At 57.3% G+C, this 17,900-nt stretch carries 13 protein-coding genes; 2 read left to right on the top strand and 11 right to left on the bottom strand.

What is annotated here, in order from left to right; genetic code table 11:
- The first annotated feature begins 157 nt into the window (after positions 1 to 157).
- Positions 158 to 745 (top strand): TetR/AcrR family transcriptional regulator, encoded by a 588-nt coding sequence (locus KXG62_RS15165; RefSeq protein WP_218092833.1) that lies wholly within the window; start codon positions 158 to 160, stop codon positions 743 to 745.
- Positions 746 to 862: 117 nt separating this feature from the next.
- Here the strand turns inward: KXG62_RS15165 and KXG62_RS15160 are convergent, their stop codons facing one another.
- Positions 863 to 2,992: a glycoside hydrolase family 31 protein gene (locus tag KXG62_RS15160; protein WP_246627462.1), complete on the bottom strand. Its 2,130-nt coding sequence runs from the start codon at positions 2,990 to 2,992 to the stop codon at positions 863 to 865.
- A gap of 126 nt (positions 2,993 to 3,118) precedes the next feature.
- Between KXG62_RS15160 and KXG62_RS15155 the strand changes: the two genes are divergently transcribed.
- On the top strand, positions 3,119 to 4,012 hold the full coding sequence (locus KXG62_RS15155) for an AraC family transcriptional regulator (RefSeq protein ID WP_218092831.1): 894 nt from the start codon (positions 3,119 to 3,121) through the stop codon (positions 4,010 to 4,012).
- A 121-nt stretch (positions 4,013 to 4,133) separates the two neighbouring features.
- On the opposite strand, the gene KXG62_RS15150 is transcribed toward KXG62_RS15155, so the two are convergent.
- The 10 genes from KXG62_RS15150 to KXG62_RS15105 form a co-directional block, all read right to left on the bottom strand.
- A complete protein-coding gene (locus KXG62_RS15150; RefSeq protein WP_218092830.1) occupies positions 4,134 to 5,531 on the bottom strand; it encodes a sulfatase family protein in 1,398 nt (465 codons plus the stop codon).
- 124 nt (positions 5,532 to 5,655) lie between these two features.
- Entirely contained in the window at positions 5,656 to 6,987 is a 1,332-nt protein-coding gene (locus KXG62_RS15145; protein ID WP_218092829.1) for an ABC transporter substrate-binding protein, read from the bottom strand.
- A gap of 111 nt (positions 6,988 to 7,098) precedes the next feature.
- On the bottom strand, positions 7,099 to 8,427 hold the full coding sequence (locus KXG62_RS15140) for an ABC transporter substrate-binding protein (RefSeq protein ID WP_218092828.1): 1,329 nt from the start codon (positions 8,425 to 8,427) through the stop codon (positions 7,099 to 7,101).
- Positions 8,428 to 8,485: 58 nt separating this feature from the next.
- Positions 8,486 to 10,060 carry a hypothetical protein gene (locus KXG62_RS15135; RefSeq protein WP_218092827.1) on the bottom strand — a complete coding sequence of 525 codons (1,575 nt, stop codon included), beginning with the start codon at positions 10,058 to 10,060 and terminating at the stop codon, positions 8,486 to 8,488.
- A gap of 166 nt (positions 10,061 to 10,226) precedes the next feature.
- Entirely contained in the window at positions 10,227 to 11,501 is a 1,275-nt protein-coding gene (locus tag KXG62_RS15130; RefSeq protein ID WP_218092826.1) for a Gfo/Idh/MocA family protein, read from the bottom strand.
- Between the two features lie 702 nt (positions 11,502 to 12,203).
- Positions 12,204 to 12,575, bottom strand: a complete 372-nt coding sequence (locus KXG62_RS15125; RefSeq protein ID WP_246627461.1) for an SCP2 sterol-binding domain-containing protein — start codon at positions 12,573 to 12,575, stop codon at positions 12,204 to 12,206.
- A complete protein-coding gene (locus KXG62_RS15120; RefSeq protein WP_246627460.1) occupies positions 12,572 to 13,063 on the bottom strand; it encodes a PaaI family thioesterase in 492 nt (163 codons plus the stop codon). Before KXG62_RS15120 ends, KXG62_RS15125 begins: the two co-directional genes overlap by 4 nt.
- Positions 13,050 to 14,747 carry a long-chain-fatty-acid--CoA ligase gene (locus KXG62_RS15115; protein ID WP_218092825.1) on the bottom strand — a complete coding sequence of 566 codons (1,698 nt, stop codon included), beginning with the start codon at positions 14,745 to 14,747 and terminating at the stop codon, positions 13,050 to 13,052. The genes KXG62_RS15120 and KXG62_RS15115 overlap by 14 nt, the downstream gene beginning before the upstream one ends.
- A 35-nt stretch (positions 14,748 to 14,782) precedes the next feature.
- Positions 14,783 to 16,564: an acyl-CoA dehydrogenase family protein gene (locus tag KXG62_RS15110; RefSeq protein ID WP_218092824.1), complete on the bottom strand. Its 1,782-nt coding sequence runs from the start codon at positions 16,562 to 16,564 to the stop codon at positions 14,783 to 14,785.
- A gap of 52 nt (positions 16,565 to 16,616) precedes the next feature.
- Positions 16,617 to 17,816, bottom strand: a complete 1,200-nt coding sequence (locus tag KXG62_RS15105) for an acetyl-CoA C-acyltransferase (RefSeq protein WP_218092932.1) — start codon at positions 17,814 to 17,816, stop codon at positions 16,617 to 16,619.
- Positions 17,817 to 17,900: the final 84 nt, after the last annotated feature.

Below are 17,900 nucleotides of genomic sequence, written 5' to 3'. Positions count from 1 at the left end.
CTTTCGCGTTATAATATCTAACAAAGGATACGGAAGGCGTGATAACCGATGAGCTTGTGTCTACACGAAAACCGAAACCATGTTCCTTTGCCGCAATGGACTGCATTCCGCTTCAAGCATCCCCGCATCCGGTTTCGCGAACGGGGGTTGTAAGACGATGACAGCTCAAGCGATTCAGCATGCCGCCCTCCACTTGTTTGCCCGCAGCGGTTACGAAGGCGCCGACGTCTCGGCGATCGCCGCACGCGCGGGAATCCAGACCGCATCCCTGCACCTTCATTTTCACAGCAAGCGCGAGCTGTTTCTTAGCGCGCTGGAGGAGGTGCTGCGCGAACATATGCAGTCTGTCGCCGAGCTGCTGCAGGAATCGATGCTACGGCGGGAAGCTGCGGATACGGCTCTTCGGGGACTGGTCCGGGCTTACTGCCATAACGAGCGGATGAGCGGGGAACGGGCGTTTTTTCTCAAGCGGGCTTTGCTGCTGCCGCCGCCTTTTTTGGCGAGCGGGCTCAAGGAGCGTCTGCTGCTGATGGAACAGCATCTGGCCGAACCCGTCGGCCGTCTGCTGGAAGGAGCCTACGCCGCAGGACAGCTGCGCAGCTTCGACAAACCGGAGCTTGTCGCATCCTGTCTGTGCCTGATGGACAGCTGCTTCATGCAGTCGTTTCTGCTGCGCTCGCAGCAAATTGACGACTGGCTCGGCAAGGTTTGGCCGCTGTTCTGGGACGGGATCGGCAAGCGGTAAATTGGGCCGAGGTGAAACGAATTGCAGCGTATTAGGATGGCACCTTATAATAAACAATGAGCGCTCCAGCGAACAAGCCGGAAGCGCTCATTGTCATTCTACTGCTTCGATCTACCGTTACTCCAGCTTCTTCAGACTGAAGCGCCACTGCACCTCGCCGAACGTGGAAGGGAATGATCTTTCATGCCCGGCGAGCGTGCCGCTCCAGGATCCATCCGCGGAACGCCGGACCTCCGCTTGTCGCCAGACGGATTCGCCGCGTTCATAAGCGAAGCTTTCTCCATCGTCGTCATACAGCATGCAGCCGCCCTCGGCATCGCCGAAGTGGCACAGGAGGAGCGGCATCTGCTCTCCTTGCCGCGGCGCATGCGGGCGCCAAGGCGTCATCGGGATGACCGCTCCGTCACGCACGAACACAGGGATTCGCTCCAGCCCCGGCGCGACCCGAATAACGCTGCCACCCTCGTACGTGTCACCGCTTTCGAGCCCGTACCAGCGGCCTGGCGGCAAGCAGACGTCCCGTTCCTGCTCGCCGGCGAACAGCGGGGCGACCAGCAGATCGTCGCCGATCATGAACTGGTCGTCCCATTCCTTCTTCTTGTTCCCGCCGTATGCTGCATCAACGGTATCGACCTTCACCGCAGCGCCGCCGGCCAAGGTCCCGCCGCTCTCGCTCGGTCCGCTTCCGGTAACGAGCGGCATTGCGCGGAACGGCGGCGTGCCGTCCTGATGGTACTTGGCGAACGCCGTGTACAGGTAAGGCAGGAGCCGCATGCGCAGCTGAATGTAGTGGCGGACGATATGCTCCACTTCCGGGAAGCTCCACGGCTTCGTCCCGTCGCCCCAGGCGTTCAGCATCGCCATCGGCGAGAAGCAGACCGCCTGCATCCGGCGTACCCAATCTTCGGCGCTCGACGCCTTGCGCACCTCCGGCGTCCACAGCAGGCCGCTGAATGAAGCGTTGCACAGCGCGCGGATGAACTGCTTGTGGTCGTACAAGTCCGAGTACAGCGCGTAAGGCAGCGAGGAAGCGCCTGCGCCGGACGCCCGGATCAAGCCGTACGTCCGTTTGTCTTCTTCGCGGTACAGGTCGGTTGTCATCTTCTGGAACATCAGGCCGTACATCTGCCTCAGCTGCTCGCCGTCATGTCCGGACGGAAACTCGGCGTGGGCGGGGAACATCCACGAGTTGCCGGTCAGCTCGCTGCCGTCACACTCGTCGAGCTTGTAGCCGGAAACCCCGATCGACAGATGCTCGCGGCGATGCTGTTCCTGGTAAGCGGTTCTCGCTTCCTCCAACGAATAATCCGGGGCCAATCCGCCCCATACCGAATACGAGCCGGACAGCGGCAGCAGCTTCTCGAAGAGCTTCGATTCCGGAGACACATACGGATGCTCCCACAAATTAATCTTAAAGCCTTCCCGGTCCATGTCGGCGACAAACTGCTTCGGATTCGGGTACCGGCCTTCATACCATTCGTACGTCACCGGGTAGCTCTTGCTGTGCCAGCCCGGCTCCAGGCCGATCACGTCGCATGGAAATTCGCGCTTGCGGTATTCCAGCGCTTCCTCCATGACCTGCTTGTCCGTAAACAGTGTCGGCACCCGATGCCAGAAGCCGAGCCCCCATCTGGGCGGAAGCGCGCCGCCGCCGCACAGCAGGTTATACCGGCGAACGACGTCGAGCGCGCTGTTTCCCGCGATGACATACACATCGGCGCCTTCTGACGGCAGCACGAATTCCATCCGTTCGGACACAAGCGTCGCCTTCCACTGCGCCCTTTGGTTATTGCGGTCAAAAATTTGCTCCGGCCGCGTCTCCGACAGGCGCATCGTCGAACCGAGATGAACCGTCACGATGCGCGACGTATCGATTAATATACCGTAGCCCCGGTCGGACACGACAAACGGGATCGGCGCGTGGCTCTCGCCCGTGTCCTGCTTCGGGTCGCTGTTCACCCGGAGAAAGCGGGTCCGTCCCCGCTGGTTCAATTTCATAAATTGCAGCCCGAGCCCGTACAGCTTCTCGCTGGCGGTCAGCGGCACGCTCAGCAGCGGGCCGCGCCGCTTGGACTCGGCGGCCACATCGCCGCTTTCGAACGGAAATACGGCTTCGCCCATCTGCTTCAGCGCTTCCGTCTTCGGCCGGCAGCCGATGAAAGCAAGCGGCGACAAATCCGACGGATCGCCGATCGTCGTTTTCCAAATTCCGGGTACATGAGAAGTCCATTGCAGTGAGATGGTCAAAGTACAGCCCTTCCTTCCGTTTTTTATCATCTTACCAGACGGAGGATGAAACTGGCTTTGGCCTATGGTATACTTTTTGCACAATTCTAGGGTGGATTATATAAGAAACCAAGGAGACTGAAAGCTATGCACACGCGGCATATGGCGTTACACGACATTCGCACGCGCATTCTCGGCGCGGATGTGTACCCTTTTCGCCCGAAAGCGAAGATCGGCCCCCGGCTGAACTATGCCTACACGTTCATCTATATCCGGAGCGGCGGCGGCTATCTCCATATCGACGGACAGCCGTATCGGGCGCACACCCGCGACTTGTTCTGCCTCGAGCCGGGAACGCCGCATGCCTTTGCCGCCGATGAGCACGATCCTATGGTGCACGCCTCCGTCTACGCCGATCTGCTGTGGGACAGCAGCCCGAAGCAGAAGGGCGACAAGCGGCTGAACGAATACCGCTTCGCCGCTTATGATCCCGGGCTGAGCGCGGGCCGCATCCGGTTTACGGACGGTTTCGCGCTGCCCGCGCAGACGGCGATCCCCGCAGGCGCGGACTGGATGGAGCCTTTTCTTGCGGTCATCCGCCACTTCGACTCGCAGGAGATCGGCAGCGCGATCCGCCTGCGCGCCTTGTTCGAATCGTTTCTGACCGGACTGGCGCGTTTCCTCGCGCATCCCTACTTGCCGACCGACCCGCGCATCCGCAAAATGATCGACTGGATGAACGGCAACCTGCACGCGTCGTTTCAACTCGCCGACTGGGCGGATACGCTCCGGCTCAGCGAAGCTTACCTGTATGAGCTGTTCCGCAAGGAAACCGGGACCAGTCCCGGGCAATACTTTATGCTGCGCAAGCTGGAACAGGCAAAAACCGAGCTGCGCGAAACGAACCGTTCGGTTACGCTGATCGCGGACAAGCTCGGCTTTGCATCGGTACATTACTTCTCCAGACAGTTTACCGGCCATTTCGGCGAATCGCCGAACCGGTACCGGAAACGAATCCGCGGAGCGTCGGAGCTCCAATGACGCGATCCGAAGCACCGCATCATGGCCCATTCCGAGCGACATACGCTTCGCCGCATCGCCGAGGCGCGAATACGTCGCGGAATCGTATTTGCCCGTCCTCGGGAGCCGGAATTCCAGCAAGTTATTCGAAATCTTCTATTTGTACTCTAAGCCTGTCAAGCTCGTCGGTCATTTCCTTAACTGCATCTGCATACTCGGACTGATGGTACACGTTGTTCATCTCATACGGATCGTTTGCGAGGTCGAACAGCTCCCATTCCGGTACGCGCTCCTCATCGACCGCATTCGTACATCCTAAGCTTTTCCCGTAATAATAAATAAGCTTGTAGCGGTGCGTCCTCACCCCGTAGTGCGCACCCACGCGGTGCGTCTTGCTCAAATGCTCCCAATAGCGGTAGTAGATGGAGTTCTGCCACCCTTCGGGCGTCTCGCCTTCCAGAAGCTTGCGCAGACTGTTTCCCTGCATGTTCGCGGGAATCGGCACGCCGGCGTAGTCCAGGAACGTTTCCGCAAAATCCACATTGAGCGCCATCTGCTTCTGAACCGTACCCGGCTTGACACATTGCGGATACCGGACAAGAAACGGCATACGGAGCGATTCCTCGTACATGAACCGTTTGTCGTACCAGCCATGATCCCCGAGGAAGAAGCCCTGATCGGAAGTGTAGATGATCATGGTGTTGTCTGCGATCCCCTCGTCATCCAAATAATCAAGCACTCTGCCGACGTTATCGTCCACCGAGGCGATGCAGCGCAGGTAGTCCTTGATATACCGCTGATACTTCCAGCTTTTCAACTCGGCCGGGGTCAGCTGCTCCGGCAGCGCTTCCTTCAGATCCAGCTCGCTAAGGTCGCGGTCAATCCGCATCAACGCTTCGGCGGCCGCCTTGCTGCGGTTCGCATAGTCGTCGTGGAAGGTGACCGGCTCAGGGATGTCCACATCCTCGTACAAGGTCGCGTGCTTCTCGTCCGGCTCCCAACGGCGATGCGGCGCTTTGTGATGCAGCATCAGCATGAACGGCTTTTCCTTGTCCCTGCGCTCCAGCCAATCGAGCGAGAAATCCGTAATCAAATCGGTGACATACCCTGTATACTCGGTTACGCCTTCCTCGCCGATAAACTTCGGGTTGTGATAATCCCCTTGTCCCGGAAGCACCTTCCAATAATCGAAACCGGTCGGGTTGTGCTGCTCGCCGCGCCCCAGATGCCATTTGCCGACGATCGCCGTCTGATAACCAGCCGATTGCAGCAGCTTCGCTACATTACTTTGGCGATTGTCCAATTTATCGGCGAGCGTCTTCACACCGTTCTTATGACTGTACATCCCGGTCAATATAACAGCCCGGCTCGGGGTACAAATCGAATTGGTGCAAAAGCAGTTATCAAATCGCATCCCTCCCTCCGCAATCCGGTCGATATGGGGCGTCCGGTTGATTCTGCTTCCATAGCTGCTGATGGCATGAGCCGCGTGATCGTCGCTCATGATGAATAGGATATTGGGCCGCTGGGTCGTTGTCATAAAGCTTCACCTCGCCAAGTTAATATATAGGCAGGAGACGCTGCCGCCGCGCTCTCCGTCAAAAATGCGAACGCGAGCATTGGCACCTGCCAATCACTCACGCTCGCGGTCACTTTGAAAAACGTTATTTTTTTTCCTCTTGCATATATTTATTTGCCATTTCGTCAGCTATTCTCAGCACCGTATTTATATCCGTTTTGTCATAAGCCATGCTTTTCGCAGCATCGGTTAAGAAGGATTGAATTTTCGAATCGTATTTGGTCGTTTTGGGGAGTGCCGCCGGTTTCACTTTGAAAATACCTTGAAGGTTTTTGCCGTCATACAGCTTGGTATCCACTGCAACCTCCTTCTTAAGGCCAGGAGCTTGAAGAACGGTCATTCTCGTCCCTCTGTTCATCGTTTTTTGCGCTTCTTCGCTGACGATCGTTTTGACGACGGCATAAGCGGCCTTCTTATTTTTGCTCGTCGGCGTCACCATAGCCAGATGAAAGTCGACTTGTCTGCCTACGCCAGGCTTTTCTGCGAAGGACGGGAACGAAACCAGATCCCAGGAGAAATTGGCACCCTGTTCCTGAAGCTGCGGCAGACGCGCGGTCGTAGCCGCCAGCCAATAAGGGAACATCGCTATTTTTTGATCCTTTAGAAAATAATCGATTCCGTACGTATATTTTTTCTGAGGGATTACGCTTCCGGGAATCGCATAGTTTTGCTCATAAATCCCAAGGACCTTCTTAAACCCTTCGTTTTGCAAAAGCGATTTCTCCTGCTTAGCGTCCACAAGACTTAGACCGTAAGGACCGGTCAATATACTTGGGGTTTGCAGGTCAATTCCGACATATTGGGCTTCCCCTTGCAGCTTTGTTACTTGGCGCGACAATTTGATGACCTCGTCCCAGGTCATGCCGTCCTTCGGATACGGGACAGCAAATTTATCAAAGATATCTTTATTGTACAGCATCAAGCCATAGTTCATCGAGAACGGAAGACCGAATATTTCCCCTTTATCGCTAAAGCCTTTGATCGTATTGACGGTTTCCGGTTCGAAAATGCCCATATCGATCTTTTCTTGCTTGATAAATTCGTTCAGATCGGAGCCTAATCCGAGCTGCAGCATGTTAATCAATTGAGGGTTGCTTGAAAGGATAATATCGGGAATCTCGCCGGACGTAATTAATTCCTCCAGCTTCCCCGTCACCAGCTGCGTCGTGATGTTGGGATACTTCGCCTGCACAGGCTTCGTGACCAGCGCGTCCAAATCCGACTGATTGAGTACGCCCGCGCTTTGCGAGTAAAATTTGAGCGTGACCGGTTCATTGTTATATGCATCCACACGCGGCGTTTCCTTCACATCGGCTCCTGGCGACGCCGTCTTCCCGCCGGAGCAGCCGGACAGGACGAGCGATCCGATCATGGACATGCCGAGCAAAAGCGTTAGCTTTCTGGTTCCGTTCAACATCGTACATTCCCCCGTTTGTATCATTTTGTACTATTGTCCGACTCCACATTTCCAAGCTGTTACAAGAAAGTATGCGTGTCGGGGATCCATTAAACGGTACGAGCAGCCGGTTTACTTATTTTCCTGAATATACTTCGTTCCTATCTCCTCGGCAGTCCGAAGCACCGTGTTGATGTCCGTTTTGTCGAACGCCATGCTCTTTGCCGCATCGCTGAGGTACGAATAAATCTTGGAATCGTATTTGCTCGTCTTCGGGAGCGGAGCTGGCTTAACCTTGAAGATGCCCTGCAGATTTTTCCCGTCATACAGCTTCGAGTCGGCTGCCACTTCTTTCTTGAGAGCGGGATCCTTCAATACGGTCATCCGGCTGCCCCGGTTCATCGCCTTCTGCGCTTCCTCGCCGACGATCGTCTTGACTACCGCATATGCCGCCTTCTTGTTCTTGCTTGTCGGCGTCACCATCGCCAGATGGAAGTCGATTTCCCGGCCGATGCCCGGCTTCTCCTCGTAGGACGGGAACGACACGACATCCCAGTTGAAGCCTTTGCCCGGCTCCTGGAGCTGGGGCAGCCGCGCATACGTCGCAGCCAGCCAGTAAGGCATCATGGCAACCTTCTGATCCTTCAGAAAATAATCGATGCCGTAGGTGTATCTTTTTTGCGGCTCGACGTTGCCGGGGATGGCAAAGTTTTGCTGGTACAGCCCCAGCACTTTTTTGAACCCATCGGTTTGCAGCGCCGCTTTCTCCTGCTTCTCGTCCACTACGCTCAGCCCGTATGGCCGCAGCAACATGCTCGGGCCCTGGAGATCCAAGCCGACATATTGGGTGCCGCCGTCCAGCTTCGTCACTTTGCGCGCCAGATCGATGACCTGATTCCACGTCATGCCGTCTTTCGGATACGGTGCGGCAAATTTATCGAAAATATCTTTGTTGTACAGCATCATGCCGTAATTCATCCCGAACGGGAGGCCGAAGATTTCCCCCTTATCGCTAAAGCCGTTGATCGTGTTGATGGTCTCCGGCTCGAACAGGTTCATATCAATCTTTTCCTGTTTGATGAAATCCCTCAGGTCGCTGCCCAGCCCCAGTTGAATCATCGCTAGCATATGCACGTTGCTTGACAGCACGATGTCGGGAGTTTCCCCGGCCGTAATTAATGTTTCCAGGTTCCTCCCCGTCAACAGCTGCGTCGTGATGTTGGGATATTTCGCCTGCACAGGCTTCGTGACCAGCGCGTCCAAATCCGACTGATTGAGTACGCCCGCGCTTTGCGAGTAGAACGTGAGCGTGACCGGTTCATTGTTATATGCATCCGCACGCGGCGTTTCCTTCGCATCAGCTCCTGGCGATGCCGTCTTCCCGCCGGAACAGCCGGACAGGACGAGTGTTCCGATCATGGACATGCCGAGCAGCAGCGCAAGCTTCCTAGTTCCGTTCATCGTACATTCCCCCGTTTGTATCATTTGTACTATCATCCAACTTCACATTTCCAACCTGCTAATTGGCGAATGCGACTTTCTTCCACCCTTTGAAAACCCCGTTCGTGTGGATGTTTCCATAATAAACATTCCCGGATTCGCTGTAGTTGCACTGAAGCTGCCGGCGGCCCTGATAGCTTCTCGTGATCGTATATATTTTGATAGCGCTGTCATTTACGGGTGCGTTCGTTGCCGACGTCGTTTCATATACCCCGGGGTTGGCCGTGAACGGATCGAAGCTGCTGCCGGCCTGAACGGCAAACGCCCCGCCAATATTGCTCCAGCCCTTCCAGACGTCGGATGCGTTCGTGTCGTAATAATTGGACCATACGATGCCGCCGTAATCCTGTCCCCGAATTTCCGCCAGTGAAGCCACGCCGGCGCTCGTCACATCCGTAACGATAATCGTCCCCCGGATCGAACGTCCCCCGATCGGCGCATTCATGGCGCTTCCATTGCAAAAGAAAGTATAGATGCCTTTTCTCTTGATCGAAGCGACCGCTTGGTAAAAATCGGCGCCGGTCGAGACGTAAACGGACGGCGTGCCGCTGCTCTGGATCAGTTGCAATGCGGCATGCTCGCGGAGCGGATTGTAGCCCTTGAATATTTGCCGGCTGATCTTGGTGCCGGCTGCCGTATCGCCCAGCTTGATCAGGCACGCCTTGCCCTGCGTCGCGATAAACGCAACCGGATGCGTGACGCCGTTTACCTTCACCCAGGTCATGCCTTCGCTTTCCACCTGAAGATTGGTAGAGCCCGGGTTGCCGCCGACAAGCGAGATGATCTCCTTCGAATCATAGGAAACCATGTGGAGCAAATTTCCATTCATGTCGATCATGCTGATCGTCTGATACTCTGCCCCTTGCCCCAAATAAATCACATCGTCAATCATCGTCAAGCCTTGAATTTTATGGTTGAACATCTGGTCGTGGAGAAACTCGACCGTACCCGCCAGAACCGGCTGGCCGGCGATGACGGAAGCCAGATCGTACAAGTAGACGCCGTCCATGCTCGTATTCGCATCCTTGGCCGGTTCAGCGTTTTTCCCGCACAAGAAATATTTGAGCCGGTTGTCGAAGCCGATTTTATAATTGCCGTTCATATTGAACTGCGTTTCCATCAAACCCGTCTCGAAGTTGAAAATGCCGAATTTGCCGTATTTCTGGACGGGAACGATAAAGCAGAGCTGGCCGGAAGCATTGGAAAAGTAGACGAGTCCTTCCAAATAGACGCCGGTCCCCATCGGCACATCCTTGCTTCGGAGCAGTGCGCCCGTCGCCAGATCGTACTCGTAGATCATCTGATCCTGGTAATTGCCGGTCGTCTGCCTGGCAATGTAATATTTGCCGCTCGCGGTATGGACCGCGGCCGATTGCGGGAAGCGGCTTCCCGCTCCGCCTTTGATCGACGTCACGCTCTGCGCGATCAAGGTTTGATAATCGAAGCCGGAGAAGCAGCCTTCCGGCGGATCGCCGGCCGCCGTCGGCTGCGGCCCGGCCGCCAAACTCCTGTCGTTCAGCGTGTAGCCCAATCCCCCGGACAACAGGGCGGCGCCCGTCAAGCCTGCGGACGTTAGAAATGTTCTTCTATCCATATTGGTTCTCCCTTCCGGATTACGACGATGGATCTGACAAAAGGTCTTTTGCAGGATGGCTATACATTAGCTATTGATTACATAAGGTTGCTGCGCGTCCATTCCGGGACAGCTTGATACTGCTTTGAGACTGCCCGGACCTGGAATGGCGCATGCGCCCGGCGAGTTACCGATTTGCCGTCGCTTCGTTTTTGTGATCCGCCTTGAACTGGATCAGATCGATCGATTCGCCCTGATGATTTCTCGACTTTTCCGCGGCAAACGCCATCATATGGCTCTCGACGGAAGCTTTTGCAGAGGTCAAGCCCTGCTTGCCGTCATAATAGCGAATCTCGTGCAGGAAGTTTTTAATAATGCCCGCGTCCCCGCCGCTGTGGCCCGACTTCGGCTTGTCGTAGCGAACCTCGGTCTTGTCTCTCGTCAGGAAATCGTACACGGTGAATTTGTTCTCCGACATGTACCCGCGGATTTCCCCTTTTGTCCCCATAATCTGCACGCTGCGCGAAGTATCATGGGTGAAGCCGCACATGCTGAAGGTCGCCGTCGCGCCTCCCGCGAATTCCAAATTGACCACCTGATGATCAACCACATTATTGTCGGTCCGGTACACGCATTTGCCATACGGGCCGGTCTGCAGCGCATGCAGTACGCCTTCATGCGAGGTGTCGTTTGTAATTTTCTTCAAGAAGTTCTCGTCTTTGTCCATGTAATATTTCGGCGCGTAGTACGGGCACTGCGAATAGACGGGACAGCCGTCCAGACAAAACTCCGGAGCTCCTTCCGGCGCATGCTCTTTGCGGAAATGCAAAAGCGAGCCGAAGGAGCTGACGCGCGTACATGCCTTACCCATCAGCCATGAGATAATGTCCATGTCATGCGACGATTTGGCAAGAATCATCGGACTGGACACGTCGGAGTTTCTCCAATTGCCGCGAACGAAGCTGTGCGCCATATGAAGATTGCCCACGTTTTCATTCAACTGGATGGAAGCAATCTCCCCGATATCGCCCCGGTCAATGATTTTTTTAATGCCCGACCAGAAAGGCGTATAGCGAAGCACGTGACAGACGGACAGCTGGCGGTTATGCTTCTCAGCGGCCTCCTCCATCCGGATGCACTCTTCCGGGTTCGGCGACATCGGCTTCTCCACCAGCACATGATAGCCCTTCTCCAGCGCGTGGATCGTTGGCTCGTAATGCATCGAATCCTGCGTCGTAACAATCGCGACATCGGCCAATTGCGGCTGGAGCAGCAGCTCCTCCCACGTTTGGTACACTTGCTCCTGCGGGATATTATGTTTTTTCGCAAACGCGCCGCTTCTGACATGATTAGGGTCGGCAATCGCGACAATTTTCAGTTCATGCGGGAATTGCAGGGCGTAAGACGTATAAGCGCCTCCCCGGTTTCCGGTTCCGATCAGCACAGCAGTAATTTGTTTCATGGGACTCCCTCCGTCTAATAGCTGTTATTTGGCAATATTGGATCAAAAAAAACGATGACAATCGTTCCGCAGACCGTGCAGCGAGCTTCACCGCACAGCCGGCCATCTTCTCCCGGAGCATGCTCCAGTTGCGCGGCAGTTCGCCAAACTGGCATTCCTTCGTATGACCCGGCACGATCTTGACGGATCTTCCGGCCTGCTGTCGCGCTGCCGCTTGCATGGCATGTGCCGCAGCATCGCAGGCATCACCCCCTTTGAAAATTGCCGCCGTGACACCGGTGTCATTATTGCGATAAAAAAACGGACTTCTTCGCCAAGCATACCGCTTATCCAGGCTTTGCGACATGGCTTGACCGCTTGTGCCCTCTTGGGACCGCTGAAGCCGCAACAACGGGAAAATTTGAGCGAACGACTTCCCGCATACGGGATCGTATCGAAAGAGCGCATCCGATCCGGTGAGTGAGAAGATTGTGCGCGAAGAGCATTTGACACCGGTGTCATTTCCACGTCCGAAAGACCGCAATAAACGTTCCATTTGCCACCATTAAATCGCATGTGATAAAAAATGTCAACACTTATTTGTAAACGCTATTATGCAACCGTCCTTCGGCAAACGAAAGGAACCCACCTTCAGGCTTGCCGTTCGGTGGGTTCCCCATCCGCCTTCACCGGCTGTCGCTCCCGGCGCCGATCCGCGTTCGTTCAGAAGCAAGCCTTCAGCACATCGGCCAGCTTGAAGGCGAGACTGAGCTTACCTTCCACCTTGAGCGCACCCGACATATACGCCGCGATGGCGTTCAACTGGTTATTCAGCAGCTTGCGGAACGTCTCCTCCGATAGGATGATGCGGCAGTCCGCCTTGTGCGGCGTCCCGTCGAACAATTCCGCCTGCCCGCCGTGAAATTTGACCTGCAAAAATTCGCCGTTGCCCAAATTGAACTGATAAACCGCCTGCAGCGACCGGATGCGCTCCGGTTTGCCGTTAATCTTCTGGACGATTTGCTCGACCTCGTCGCGAATGCCCATGTGCTCACCTCGTTTGTCAAAGTCGGATTCGACTTTCGATCGTTTCATCCCCCCTGTTTCTCCATCACACGGAACGTCCCCGTGCCCAAAGCACACAGCGCCCCTCCCTCGCCAAAAGCTTTGGCCTGCGCCGTCACAAGTTTGCGCGAAGCATGGACGATTTCCGCGGTGACCATCAGTTTCCCGATGGCTGCTGGAGCCACGTAATGCATGTTCAAGTTCGTCGTCACCACGGCATGATCCGGCCTGGAGCGCATGACGGCCAGCCCCATCGCGGAATCGATCAATGTCGCGTATACGCCCCCATGCACGATGCCGATATGGTTCAAATGGCGCGGCTTCACGGTAAGCGATACGGTTACGCGGCCTTCCGTTCCCTCCGTCCATTCGCAGCCGATCCAATCCCAGAACGTGCCGGTCGATTGCGGCGCATTGCCGGCCGGAGCGCGAACCGCTTCGCCCTGTTCGTTCACATCGTCCATCCCTCTCCCTCCTCCCGGTATGCTGTGCTTGAAGCGGCCGCTATGTCGAGGCATCCGGCGCATCCTCCTTGGCCCGCTCCTCCTCTTCCTCCAGCAGCTTTCGCCGAAGTACCTTTCCGACAAGCGACTTGGGAAGGCTGTTGCGAAACTCGTAGATTCGCGGCACTTTATACGCGGCGAGCCGTTCCCGGCACCATGCTCCGAGCACCTCGCTGTCCGCCTCGCTGTCTTTTTTCAGCACGATATAGGCTTTCACCGTCTCGCCCCGGTACGGGTCCTTCACACCCGCCACCACGGCTTCCTCCACGTCGGGATGCTCGAACAGCACCTCCTCCACTTCCCGCGGATAAATGTTGTAGCCCCCCGCGATGATCAGATCTTTGCGCCGGTCCAATATATAAAAGAACCCGTCTTCATCCATCCTTGCCATGTCCCCCGTGTACAGCCAGCCGTCCTTCAGCGTGCGGGCCGTCTCTTCCGGGCGGTTCCAATAGCCGCGCATCACTTGCGGACCGCGAACGATCAGCTCGCCGATCTCCCCGGCAGGGATGTCCTCCCCCGTATCGGGATGCACAATTTTGGCCTCGGTGTCGGGAAACGGGATGCCGATGGAGCCGATTTTCCGCTTCGCCCAAATATTGTTCGCATGCGTCACGGGGGACGCTTCCGTCAAGCCGTAGCCTTCGATGAGCCGCGCGCCCGTCATCGTCTCGAACCGCTCCTGAACATCCAGCGGAAGCGAAGCCGCACCACTGATGCATACCTCGAGCGAGGACAAATCGTACCCGGGCGCCTCCGGATGATGAATCATCGAAATGTACATCGTCGGTGCGCCGGGGAACACCGTCGGGCGCGTACGGCGTATCGTCTCCAGCAGCGGCTGAATTTCAAAGCGCGGCAAGAGCACGAGCGTGCCGGCCAAGTAGACCGCCTGATTGAGCAGCACAGTGAGTCCGAACACGTGGAAAAACGGCAGCGCCGACAAATATACTTCCTTTCCCTGCTCCGAGCGGTAGCTCCAGAGCCGGCTTTGAATCGCGTTCGCCACCAGATTGTAATGCGTGAGCATCACTCCCTTGGCCAGCCCCGTCGTCCCTCCCGTGTACTGAATGAGCGCGAGATCCTGCTCGGCGTCAATGGCCACCGGGCTAGGCGAGGGCGGGAACCGCTTCAGCAGCTTCGCAAACGAGTACACACCCCCGCCGTAATCGACATCCCGCTTCAATCCGTCCTGCTTTGCCTTCAGCGGGTAAAGCCAGTTTTTCGGAAAAGGCAAATAATCTTTGATCGACGTTACGATTACCTGCCGGACACCCGAGGGAGCGATCGCCTTCGTCACCCGTTCATACAGCAGATCGAGCGTAACGATGGCCTTCGCTCCGGCGTCCTTAAGCTGATGCTCCAGCTCCCGCGGTGTGTACATCGGATTCGTCATAACGACGATGCCCCCCGCAAGCAGCGTGCCGAAGTACGCGATCGCCGTCTGCGGGCAATTCGGCAGCATGATCGCGACGCGATCCCCTTTGCGGATGCCCAGATGAGCCATCGCCCGGGCGAACCGGAGCGCCGAATCAAGCAGCGTCCGATACGTCAGCTGTTTTCCCATAAAATCGAGCGCAATCCGGTTCGGGTACGCTGCAGCGGTTTCCGTCAAAAAATGCGGCAAATGATGCTTCGGGTAATCATAGGTCGGCGGCACCTCGTCAGGATAATGCTGAAGCCATGGTTTGTCAGGCATCTCGACCACCCCGATTTCTCATGAAGATTCAGACCTTAAACGACATACTTCCCGGCTTCGACGACCCTGGCGGCGATCGCCCGCTTGAGCTTGATACGGTTCACGGGGGACACGCGTGTCAGCTTCTTCAATATCGCGAGCTGGGTCCGCAGCACGTCGCCTTCCGCCATCGCGCACAGCGCCTCCTTGGCGAGCGCATCGACCTTCCCGAACGTGTCGTGCACGAACGACACGGTCATATCGACGGCGTTCTGCGCCTTCGCCCCGCCGCCGGATGCGGCGAGCAGCTTGCGGGCTCGCAGCAGCGCGCTCTCCATCGCATAGACGGCGATCATCAGGTCGGCCAGACAGGCGAGTATTTCCTGCTCCTGCTCGATCGCCATCTGATACGCCTGCACCGCTTGTGCGCCAAGCATCAGAAATATCTTCTTGGCCATGGCGATCAAGTGCGCCTCCTGCTCCAGCGGCTCCTCGAAGCTCTGCCCCGCCGGCATCAGCTCCATGAGCTCCTCCTGCAGCTCCATCGCCTTCTGCATGAGCGGAAGCTCGCCCTTCAGCGCCCGCTTGAACAGCGTGCCGGGAATGAGCAAGCGGTTGATTTCGTTCGTTCCTTCAAAAATGCGGTTAATCCGCGAATCGCGGTAAATCCGCTCGATCCGGTATTCCTGAATGTAGCCGTACCCGCCGTGGATCTGCACCCCTTCGTCGGCTACGAAATCGAGCGTCTCCGACCCGAACACTTTGTTGATTGAGCATTCGATCGCATATTCGGCGATCGCCTTGGCCGACTGGATGCCGATCTGCGGGCTCGCATGGTCCAAATCCCCCAGACCTTCCTCAAACAAGCCCGCTGTCCGGTACACCATGCTTTCCAGGACGAAGGTGCGTATGTTCATGTCCGCAAGCTTGCCTCCGATCAGCGGAAAGGAGGAGATCAGGCGGCCGAACTGCTTGCGCTCATTGGCGTATTTCGCCGACAGCGCGATCGCGTCCTTGGCGGCGCCCAGACAGCCGGCAGCGAGCTTGTAACGGCCGATGTTGAGGATATTGAAGGCGATCAAGTGTCCTTTCCCCGCTTCCCCGAGCAGCTGCTCGACGGGAACATGCACATTGTCCAAGATAAGCGGCCGGGTGGAGGAGCCCTTGATGCCCATTTTCTTCTCCTCCGGACCGAAGCCGACGCCCTCCATCGTCCGTTCGACGATGAAGGCGCTGAAGCCGGCGCCGTCCACTTTCGCATAGACGATGAACAGATCGGCGAAGCCCGCATTCGTAATGAACTGCTTCGCGCCGTTCAATATATAATGCTTGCCGTCGTCCGACAGCCGCGCCGTCGTCTTGGCCGCAAGCGCATCGGAGCCGGAGGAGGGCTCCGTCAAGCAGTATGCGGCAAGCTTCTCTCCGGTGGCGAGCTCCGGCAAGTACCGCTCCTTCTGCTCCTTCGTGCCGAAATAGACGATCGGCAGCGTGCCGATCCCGACATGCGCGCCGACGGACAGCGCGAAGGAAGATGCCTTCGACAGCTTCTCGCCGATCAGCGTCGAGCTGATTTTATCCAGGCCGAGCCCGCCGTACGCTTCCGGCACATCGGCGCCGAGCAGACCGAGCTCGCCCGCTTTGCGCAGCAGTTCCACGGTCAGCTCGTAATTCAGCTTCTCGATCGCCTCGTCGTGCGGCGCAATTTCGCCTTCGACGAAATCTTCGGTCGTCTGCGCGATCATCCGCTGCTCTTCGGTCAAGTCCTCCGGGGTGAACACGCGCTGATCATCGGGTTCTTCAATAATGAAGCTTCCGCCGGCTATACGCGTCATCGCCATCCTCTCCCTTTTCGCTTCGATTCGGTTGCCGTTTGCTTCCCTGCGCGAGCCGCTACGACGGATACACCTCGAACACCCCGGCCGCTCCCATACCGCCGCCGATGCACATCGACACAACGCCGTACCCGCCGCCCCTGCGCCGCAGCTCGTGGATGAGCGTCGCAGACAGCTTCGCGCCCGTGCAGCCGAGCGGATGCCCGAGCGCAATGGCGCCGCCGTTGACGTTGACGATCGCTTCGTCCAGATCGAGCGCCCGGATCACATGTACGCACTGCGAAGCGAACGCCTCATTGATTTCGAACAGGTCGATATCGCCGAGCGACAGTCCCGCCCGCTGCACCGCCTTCGGGATCGCCTTTACCGGGCCGACGCCCATAATCTCCGGCTCGACGCCGGCGAGCGCAAAGGCGCGAAACGCAGCGAGCGGCCGGAGCCCGAGCGCGTCCGCCTTCTCCCGGCTCATGACGACCGCCGCAGCCGCCCCGTCGCTCATCTGCGACGCGTTGCCGGCCGTAACGGTGCCTCCGAGCTTGAATGCCGCTGGAAGCCGGGCAAGCACTTCCTCCGTCGTCTCCGTACGCACCCCTTCGTCCGTGTCGAAGACGAACTCCCGCTTGCGCAGCTTGCCTCGCTGCTCGTCGAAAGACATGGCCGTGACCGGAACGGGGGCGATCTCCTCCTTGAACCGCCCTTCGCGGATAGCCTCGGCCGCCTTACGGTGCGAACGGACGGCAAAACGGTCTTGATCCGCCCGGCTGACGCCGAAACGCTCCGCCACGAGCTCAGCCGTATGCCCCATGCCCATGTAGATATCGGGCCTGTGCTCCGCCAGATGCGGGTGCGGCGCGGGCTTGAAGCCGGCCATCGGCACATGGCTCATGCTCTCGACGCCGCCGGCGACGATGACGTCGGCATCGCCAAGCCGGATTCGTTCCGCCGCCATCGCGATCGACTGCAAGCCCGACGAGCAAAAGCGGTTGATCGTCAGCGCGGGAACCGTCACCGGGAAACCGGCGTAGAGCGACATGATGCGGGCAAAGTTCAACCCCTGCTCGCCCTCCGGCATCGCGCAGCCGATGATAATATCCTCGACCTCTTCCTTGCGCAGCCCCGGCGCCCGGTCCATCGCCGCCTGAAGCACCGCCTTCCCCAAATCTTCGGCCCGCGTCCCGGCCAAACTGCCTTTCTTCGCCTTGCCGACAGCCGTGCGGGCAACGGAGACGATCACCGCTTCTCTAGGCTTATCGGTCATGCGCTTCACCTCGACTTTCGTATCTCGCGTTTGACTTGATGGATTACGAATCATGATTCATTCACATTCGCGTATCACGCACAT

This window comes from Paenibacillus solanacearum, assembly GCF_910593845.1.
Classification (GTDB): Bacteria; Bacillota; Bacilli; order Paenibacillales; family NBRC-103111; genus Paenibacillus_G; species Paenibacillus_G solanacearum.
Note: the sequence above shows the minus strand (reverse complement) of the source record. Positions and strands in the feature narration are given on the sequence as shown.